Annotated in this window: 6 protein-coding genes and 1 pseudogene; 5 read left to right on the top strand and 2 right to left on the bottom strand. The window is 72.2% G+C overall.

Annotated elements, in window-relative coordinates:
• Nucleotides 1-284: ribonuclease P protein component (locus ACOJTC_RS11900; protein WP_420116889.1), on the bottom strand; the 284-nt coding region annotated here is incomplete at its 3' end.
• Between the two features lie 32 nt (nucleotides 285-316).
• Nucleotides 317-454, bottom strand: a complete 138-nt coding sequence (gene rpmH, locus ACOJTC_RS11895; RefSeq protein ID WP_067300964.1) for a 50S ribosomal protein L34 — start codon at nucleotides 452-454, stop codon at nucleotides 317-319.
• A gap of 627 nt (nucleotides 455-1,081) precedes the next feature.
• On the opposite strand from rpmH, the gene dnaA reads away from it, so the two are divergent.
• The 5 genes and pseudogenes from dnaA to ACOJTC_RS11870 all read left to right on the top strand — a co-directional run.
• Nucleotides 1,082-2,893, top strand: coding sequence for a chromosomal replication initiator protein DnaA (gene dnaA / locus ACOJTC_RS11890; protein WP_420116888.1), 1,812 nt, complete (start codon nucleotides 1,082-1,084; stop codon nucleotides 2,891-2,893).
• Between the two features lie 784 nt (nucleotides 2,894-3,677).
• On the top strand, nucleotides 3,678-4,811 hold the full coding sequence (dnaN, locus tag ACOJTC_RS11885) for a DNA polymerase III subunit beta (protein ID WP_088643664.1): 1,134 nt from the start codon (nucleotides 3,678-3,680) through the stop codon (nucleotides 4,809-4,811).
• A gap of 40 nt (nucleotides 4,812-4,851) precedes the next feature.
• Nucleotides 4,852-5,724, top strand: coding sequence for a phosphogluconate dehydrogenase (NAD(+)-dependent, decarboxylating) (gene gnd / locus ACOJTC_RS11880; RefSeq protein ID WP_204925525.1), 873 nt, complete (start codon nucleotides 4,852-4,854; stop codon nucleotides 5,722-5,724).
• A gap of 16 nt (nucleotides 5,725-5,740) precedes the next feature.
• Complete coding sequence (gene recF / locus ACOJTC_RS11875; RefSeq protein ID WP_204925526.1) at nucleotides 5,741-6,874, top strand: DNA replication/repair protein RecF; 1,134 nt, start codon at nucleotides 5,741-5,743, stop codon at nucleotides 6,872-6,874.
• Nucleotides 6,864-7,280 (top strand): annotated as a pseudogene (locus tag ACOJTC_RS11870) (DUF721 domain-containing protein); the annotation flags it as partial. The gene recF and the pseudogene ACOJTC_RS11870, both read left to right, overlap by 11 nt.

Here is a 7,280-nt window from a genome sequence, read left to right as displayed (position 1 = left end):
CGGGCGGCGCGCCGTTCCCGGGCCAGAGGCCGCCGCCGGCGACGGACCCGGTTACGGCCCCCCGCGGGCCCGACCGCCTTGGAAACCACGACGCCGGCGCGGGACACCGGTGCGGAGGAAGCCCCCGCACCGCCCCGCGCCGGCTCCGGCGCTACGTCTGCGGCTCCGGGTGTGACCGGCAGGGTCAGGTGCACGACGAGCGTGCCCCGACCGGCTCGTCGGCCACCGCGAACCGCTGCGGCGAAGTCGATGCTGCGCCGCAGTCGTTGCGCGGCCGCCAGCACGACTGCCGTCCCCGGAGCGGACCCTGTCGGCCTCAGGCCGACAGGCGGGTGCGGCCCTTGGCGCGACGGGTCGAAAGAATGGCGCGGCCGGCCCGGGTGCGCATGCGCAGCCGGAAGCCGTGGGTCTTCGCGCGCCGGCGGTTGTTCGGCTGGTAGGTGCGCTTGCTCACGTCAGGCTCTCCGTTGTCGGACGCCCAGACACATGGATCGTCCGGGTCGTGGTGGTCCAGGCCGCCGCTGCGGTGGCCCCGATCGGCGCTGCCCGAGTGGCTTGTCACCCCGGCGTTACGGGGCGCGACCATGGGCAGCAAGCACCCATCACCCTAGCAGAGGGCGTAAGAGCAGCCCCTCCACCCTAGGGCGGGGGGCAATCACCGTCAAACCGGCGTAGTCGGGCCTTCACCTGCGGCGACAACCGCCCGAAAGCGGGGGATTTCGCTGATGCCGACAACGCGCCAGGCCCGTCGACGGTTGATGATGCGGCGACATCGCTGTTACCGTGCCCGATTGCGGTCAGCGTCTCCAGTTCCGGGATGTCGCCGCCAGGCAAGACCGGACACGGTAGTCAATCGTTCGGCACGGTGAACCCGCTTCAGCCCCCGGCCACGGCAGGGGGCAGGTCCGACCCGCGCCCGGCGGGCGGCCACAATCGGTCGGTACACAGGCTGTGGATAACTTGTGGAGGACGACCGGTTCGGCGTCCGGGTGGGTGAGAGGTCACACCGCTCGGTACCCGGCATCCGGACAGCCGGGAGACGGCGGCGTCCGGGGAGCAGAGGCGAGGGGGTGGCACGACGGTGGCCGGTACGACCGACCTTGCCGCGGTGTGGACGGCGACCACGGACGAGCTCGCCGACGAGATCATCTCCGCGCAGCAGCGGGCGTACCTGCGGCTGACCCGGTTGCGGGCCATCGTCGAGGACACCGTGCTGCTCTCGGTGCCGGACGCGTTCACCCGCGACGTGATCGAGTCCCGGCTGCGCCCGGCCATCACCGAGGCGCTCACCCGTCGGCTGGGCCGACCGATCCAGGTCGCGGTCACCGTCCGGATCGCCGAGGACGCCGCCGGTCGACCGGCCGGCACCGTCTACCGCAGCGGGCCGGAGGCCGCCGCCGTGGTGGAACCGGGTCCGGCCGTGGACGACTATCCGGGATTCCGGCCGCCGGCCTACGACGAACCCGAACCGCCGTACCCCCGGGAGGCCGGGCCAGCGCCGGAGCAGGCCGGGGAACGGTCGCCCGCCGGGCAACCGGAGCCGGACGGGCACCGCCCGGCCCGGGTTCCGGCCAGCCGCGACGGCGGTCAGGACACGCTGTTCGGCGTCGGCTTCGCCGAACCGGCACGGCTGGACCGCCCCGCCCCCGAGCGGCGCGGTTTCGAGGAACGCCACCGCGCCGAGCCGGACACCGACCCGCGCGGCTACGAGCCCGCGTACCGGGACCAGGGGCGTGCGCCGCGTGACCAGCAGGGTCCGCGCGGCCTGGCCCGCGACGGCGCCACCGACAGCGGGCCCGGTCGGGCCGGCGTCGACCACCGCCCCGGTGCCGGCGACCGACGCCCCGGCGGTACGGAGTCCAGCGGCAACCGGCTCAACCCGAAGTACATGTTCGAGACGTTCGTCATCGGCTCGTCCAACCGGTTCGCCCACGCGGCGAGCGTCGCGGTGGCCGAGTCACCGGCCAAGGCGTACAACCCGCTGTTCATCTACGGCAGCTCGGGGCTGGGCAAGACACACCTGCTGCACGCGATCGGGCACTACGCCCAGACGCTCGGCAACGCCCGCTCGGTCCGGTACGTCTCGACCGAGGAGTTCACCAACGACTTCATCAACTCGCTGCGGGACGACAAGACCAGTGCGTTCCAGCGCCGCTACCGCGACGTCGACATCCTGCTGATCGACGACATCCAGTTCCTGGAGAACCGCGAGCGGACCCAGGAGGAGTTCTTCCACACCTTCAACACGCTGCACAACGCGAACAAGCAGATCGTGATCACGTCCGACCGCTCGCCGAAGCAGCTGGCGACGCTGGAGGACCGGCTGCGGACCCGGTTCGAGTGGGGGCTGCTGGCCGACATCCAGCCGCCCGACCTGGAGACCCGGATCGCGATCCTGCAGAAGAAGGCCGCCCAGGAGCGGCTGTACGCCCCACCGGACGTGCTGGAGTTCATCGCCTCCCGGGTGTCGAACTCGATCCGGGAACTGGAGGGGGCGCTGATCCGGGTCACCGCGTTCGCCAGCCTGACCCGCTCCAACGTCGAGCTGTCGCTGGCCGAGGAGGTGCTGCGGGACTTCATCCCCGACGGCACCGGGCCCGAGATCACCGCCGACCAGATCATGATCTCCACCTCGGAGTACTTCGGGGTGAGCCTGGAGGACCTGCGCGGGCACTCGCGTTCCCGGGTGCTGGTGAACGCCCGCCAGGTGGCCATGTACCTGTGTCGGGAGCTGACCGACCTGTCGCTGCCCCGGATCGGGCAGGCGTTCGGCGGACGCGACCACACCACGGTGATGCACGCCGACCGGAAGATCCGCCAGCAGATGGCGGAGCGGCGCTCGCTCTACAACCAGATCGCCGAGCTGACCAACCGGATCAAGCAGAACACCTGAGACGTACGCCACTCCCGCTGCACCACCGACGCCCGGCCGATGCCCTCGGCCGGGCGTTTGCGTGGCGGTACGCCCCAGCGAGGTTGACCCTCGACCGGGTCGAGGGGCCACGATCGGCGCATGACGCCGTCTTCTTTGTCCACAGGACCGCCCGGTTGTCCACACCCCCTGTTCCACAACCGGTGGATAACCACGCTCCGTCCGGAGCCGGTTACCCACAGACTGTGGACAAACCCTGGGGACAGTGCTGTGGACGGCTGGGGACAACCGCGGCGTTGTCCACCGACGACGGTGGGCCTGTGGGCAACCTGTTGAAGGTTCTGGGGATGACGGCGGTCCGGGTCCGACCGGTTGTCCACAGCGCTGGGGGTAAACCCGGTGGATTACCGGTGGACAACCGGTGGACAACGGTGGACAACTCTGGGGACACCGGGTGCCTGTGGACCACCGACCGGGTTTACCCCCCGGTTCTCCACAGCGAACCCACCGGTGGATAACGTGTCTGAGCTGCGACGACGCGAGTTACCCACAGTTTGCACAGGTGCGATGAAGACGATGAGTTATCTCTTCTGAAGAATCAAAAACCAATCATCACCGTTGGACTTCCTGTGGATCGGGCCGCAGCGCTGCCGTCGGCAGTCACCCCGGCACCGGAAGCACGGGGTCGGGCGCACAGCCGATGCCCACGCGCCCTAAGGTGCGATGGGTACCCGCACGGTCGGGCGGGACGGTGGGCAGCGGTCGGCATGAGAGAGTTGTCGCTGACGTCGACGCGGAGGCATTGATGAAGTTCCGAGTGGAGCGCGACGCGCTCGCCGAAGCGGTGGCGTGGACCGCGAAGAGCCTGCCCAGCCGGCCGTCCGTACCGGTGCTCGCCGGGGTGATGCTGCGGGTCACCGACGGCAACCTCCAGGTCTCCGGCTTCGACTACGAGGTCTCCAGCCAGGTGACCGTCGAGGTGCAGGGCGACGCCGACGGGGCCGCCCTGGTCTCCGGCCGGCTGCTCGCCGAGATCACCAAGGCGCTGCCGGCCAAGCCGGTGGACATCGCCGCGGTCGGCGCCCACCTGGAGCTGGTCTGCGGCAGCGCCCGGTTCACCCTGCCCACCATGCCGGTGGAGGACTATCCGGCCCTGCCGGAGATGCCGGAGAGCGCCGGCACCGTCGAGGCCGCCGCCTTCGCCGCCGCCGTCGGCCAGGTGGCCATCGCCGCCGGCCGGGACGAGACGCTGCCGATGATGACCGGGGTCCGGCTGGAACTCTCCGGTGGCACCCTGGCGATGCTCGCCACCGACCGCTACCGGCTCGCCCTGCGCGAGATGGAGTGGAACCCGGACGACCCCGAGATCAGCATCAACGCCCTGGTGCCCGCCCGCACCCTGAACGACACCGCCAAGGCGCTCGGTCCGCTCGGCGGCCAGGTGACCATGGCGCTGTCCCAGGGCGGTGCCGGCGAAGGCATGATCGGTTTCTCCGGCGGCACCCGTCGCACCACCAGCCGGCTGCTCGACGGGGCCAACTACCCGCCGGTCCGCTCGCTCTTCCCGGCCACCAGCAACGCCGAGGCCCGGGTGCCGGTGAGCACCCTGATCGAGGTGGTCAAGCGGGTCGCCCTGGTCGCCGAGCGGACCACCCCGGTGCTGCTCAGTTTCAGCTCCGACGGTCTGGTCGTCGAGGCCGGCGGCACCGAGGAGGCCCGCGCCAGCGAGGCGATGGAGGCCACCTTCACCGGCGAGCCGCTGACCATCGGGTTCAACCCGCAGTACCTGATCGACGGCCTGGCCAACCTGGGGGCCCAGTACGCCCTGCTGCGCTTCGTGGACGCCTTCAAGCCGGCGGTGATTTCCCCCGCAGGTGAGGATGGCGAGGTCATCCCTGGGTACCGGTACCTCATCATGCCGATCCGCGTGTCCCGCTGATCGGCACCGGCAGCACCCGGACGCACGGAGGTAGGAGCAGATGCAGCTCGGCCTGGTAGGACTCGGCCGGATGGGCGGCAACATGCGCGAGCGGTTGCGCGCCGCCGGCCAGGAGGTCGTCGGCTACGACCGCAACGCCGACCGCAGTGACGTCGCGAGCCTTGCCGAACTGGCCGACAAGTTGCAGTCGCCCCGGGCGGTCTGGGTGATGGTCCCCGCCGCCGTCACCGACGCGACGATCGATGCGCTCGCCGAGGTGCTGGGCGAGGGCGACATCATCATCGATGGCGGCAACTCGCGGTTCAGCGACGACGCGCCCCGGGCCGCCCGGCTGGCCGAGCGGGGCATCGGGTACGTCGACGTCGGCGTCTCCGGCGGTGTCTGGGGCAACGTGAACGGCTACGCCCTGATGGTCGGTGGCGCGCAGGAGCACGTCGACCACCTGATGCCGATCTTCGAGGCGTTGAAGCCGGCCGGTGACCACGGCTTCGTGCACGCCGGCCCGGTCGGCGCCGGCCACTACGCCAAGATGGTGCACAACGGCATCGAGTACGGCCTGATGCACGCCTACGCCGAGGGCTTCGAGCTGCTCTCCGCCGCCGAGATGGTCACGAACGTGCCGGGGATCATCAAGTCCTGGCGGGAGGGCACCGTCGTCCAGTCCTGGCTGCTCGACCTGCTCGACCGCGCGTTGGACGAGGACCCGGACCTGGCCACGCTGACCGGGTACACCGACGACACCGGTGAGGGGCGCTGGACGGTCGACGAGGCGATCCGGCTGGCCGTCCCGCTCAACGTCATCACCGCCGCCCTGTTCGCCCGGTTCTCCTCCCGGCAGGACGACTCGCCCGCGATGAAGGCGGTCGCCGCGCTGCGCCAGCAGTTCGGCGGGCACGCCGTGCACAAGCGCTGAGCGGCATCCACAGGCTGTGTACGTCCGCCGGCTCGAACTGGTCGACTTCCGCTCGTACGAGCGGGTCGGCGTCGATCTGGAGCCGGGTCCGAACGTCCTGACCGGTGCGAACGGCGTCGGCAAGACCAACCTGGTCGAGGCGTTGGGCTACGTGGCGACCCTGGACTCGCACCGGGTCGCCACCGACGCACCCCTGGTCCGGCTGGGCGCGACCGCCGCCGTGATCCGCTGTGCGGTGGTGCACGACGGCCGGGAACTGCTGATCGAGCTGGAGATCGTCCCCGGTAAGGCCAACCGGGCCCGGCTCGGGCGCTCCCCGGCCCGGCGGGCCCGGGACGTTATCGGCGCGCTGCGGCTGGTGCTGTTCGCCCCGGAGGATCTGGAACTCGTCCGGGGCGACCCGGCGGAACGCCGCCGCTACCTCGACGACCTGCTGGTGCTCCGCCAGCCCCGGTACGCCGGGGTGCGCGCCGACTACGACCGGGTGGTCAAGCAGCGCAACGCCCTGCTGCGCACGGCGTACCTGGCCCGTAAGACGGGCGGGTCGCGCGGCGGTGACCTGTCGACCCTGGCGGTCTGGGACGCCCACCTGGCGCGGCACGGGGCCGAACTGCTCGCCGGCCGGCTGGAACTGGTCGCCGCGCTCACCCCGCACGTGGCCAAGGCGTACGACGCGGTGGCGGCGGGGGCCGGGGCGGCGGGCATCGCGTACCGGCCGTCGGTGGAGCTGACCGGGGTGGGCACCGACCGGGAGGTGCTCGCCGAGGCGTTGACCGCCGCGCTGGCCGAGTCCCGGTCGGCCGAGATCGAGCGGGGCACCACGCTGGTCGGGCCGCACCGCGACGACCTCGTGCTCACCCTCGGCCCGCTGCCCGCCAAGGGGTACGCCAGCCACGGCGAGTCCTGGTCGTACGCGCTGGCGCTGCGGCTGGCCGGGTACGACCTGCTGCGCGCCGACGGGATCGAGCCGGTGCTGGTGCTCGACGACGTCTTCGCCGAGCTGGACGCGGGTCGCCGGGAGCGGCTGGCCGAACTGGTCGGCGGGGCCGGTCAGCTCCTGGTGACCTGTGCGGTGGACGACGACGTCCCGGTGGCCCTGCGTGGCGCCCGGTACGCCGTCGGCGAGGGGACGGTCCGTCGTGCCGACTGAACCGGAGCAGCCCACCGGGTCGACGGGTCGCCCGGGGCGCACCACCCCGGGCGGGGCACGCGGTGCGCGTACCCCCGGTGCAGCCGGCGGGGGCGCGGCGGGTGCGCGGGGCCGACCGGCGGGCGACGACGCGGACGCCGCGCCCGGGGGGACGGCGGCTGCGGCCGGTGACGCGGCGGGGGCGAGCGGGCCGGAGCTGGCGCGGGCGGTGCTCGACGCGGCGCGGGCCCGGCGGGAGGCGGCGGCCCGCACCCGGCGACCGGGGGTGACCGGCGCGGCCGACGGCGGTGGACGGCGGCTGCGGGGCTACTCCGGGCCGGGGCCGGACCCGCGTGATCCGCAGCCGTTGGGCGCGGTGCTGGAGCGGCTCATGAAGGCGCGGGGCTGGCAGCAGCCGGCGGCGGAG

Origin of the sequence: Micromonospora sp. (assembly GCF_048594385.1) — a bacterium.
In the GTDB taxonomy this organism is placed as follows: Bacteria; Actinomycetota; Actinomycetes; order Mycobacteriales; family Micromonosporaceae; genus Micromonospora; species Micromonospora wenchangensis.
This window is presented reverse-complemented; position numbering and strand designations above follow the sequence as displayed.